Below are 979 nucleotides of genomic sequence, written 5' to 3'. Positions count from 1 at the left end.
CTGCACCGCCCACGATCAGTTGGAGGACTGCCCACAGAACAATGCCGGCAAGCAGAACAGCAAGCAGCCGACCGCCGTTGGGCTGGGAGAACAGTTCAAAATGGATGTCCTTTGCCTGATTGGAATTGGATACGGCACTGTTGGAACTGCTCACAATGGTAGCACCGAGCGCACTGGCGGCAATACCTGTCAAAACAGCAGTTTTCCATTTTCCGCGCAGGGCATCGAGAGCGAGCATACGATAGTCGGCAGATACTTTCATAAAAGTAACCTCCTGTCTGAAAACGGCAAGGATTTGTGAAATAGGAAGATGATATGCCACTTTAATTTAGATACGTTTGAAAAGCTGAAAAAATTGCAGCATGAATGAAAAAGAGGCTGTTACACCGGTTTTATCCTTGTGCAACAGCCCCTTCCTTTACTTCAGCAGCTTGTCCAGTTCATCATATTGCATTACTGGAGCTTTGCAAGGATTTCTTCAGCCGTCATACCGCTGGCAAGCAGCTTCTTCAGCACATCTTCTGCTTCGCCCTTCTTTGCTTCTTCTGCTGCCTTTGCTTCGGCGGCAGCTTTTTTGTTTTCGGCTTTGGCAAGTTCCTTGGTGGCGGCTTTCAATTCTGCTTTCTTGGCTTTCAGCTGCGTCTTCAGATCATCGAGATTTGCAGTCAACGTAGCAACCTCAGATTCGATTTTCTCTTTTTTTGCGGCCTTTTCTGCAATGACTGCTACATAATCAACGCTGGCCTTTACAGTACGAGCCTTATTCTTGCTTCCCTTGGGTCTTGCCATAATAATTTCCTCCCATAAAGTGAAATAATTTGATACTTACAAGTATATTTCCAAATAGTCAGAATTGCAATAGGTAACATGAGCCGTCTTCAACTGCCAATGCAAATCTTATTCGGTATGCCCGAAGATCGTCGCAAATGTATTCCTTCAATGGTAACAATCATGGAGATTAGTGTTTATCTGGAGATTA

General features: G+C 45.1%; 1 protein-coding gene and 1 pseudogene. Both read right to left on the bottom strand.

The window, feature by feature from the left end; genetic code table 11:
• A pseudogene (locus tag DW937_RS14575) lies at positions 1-262 on the bottom strand (hypothetical protein); the annotation flags it as partial.
• Positions 263-453: 191 nt separating this feature from the next.
• On the bottom strand, positions 454-789 hold the full coding sequence (locus tag DW937_RS14570; RefSeq protein ID WP_015565819.1) for a hypothetical protein: 336 nt from the start codon (positions 787-789) through the stop codon (positions 454-456).
• Positions 790-979 lie beyond the last annotated feature (190 nt).

Origin of the sequence: Faecalibacterium sp. AM43-5AT (assembly GCF_003603345.1) — a bacterium.
Classification (GTDB): Bacteria; Bacillota; Clostridia; order Oscillospirales; family Ruminococcaceae; genus Faecalibacterium; species Faecalibacterium taiwanense.
This window is presented reverse-complemented; position numbering and strand designations above follow the sequence as displayed.

What these genes read in the sequence shown, in the direction of transcription:
- DW937_RS14570 (WP_015565819.1), bottom strand. Translation starts at nt 789, where the DNA reads ATGGCAAGACCCAAGGGAAGCAAGAATAAGGCTCGTACTGTAAAGGCC.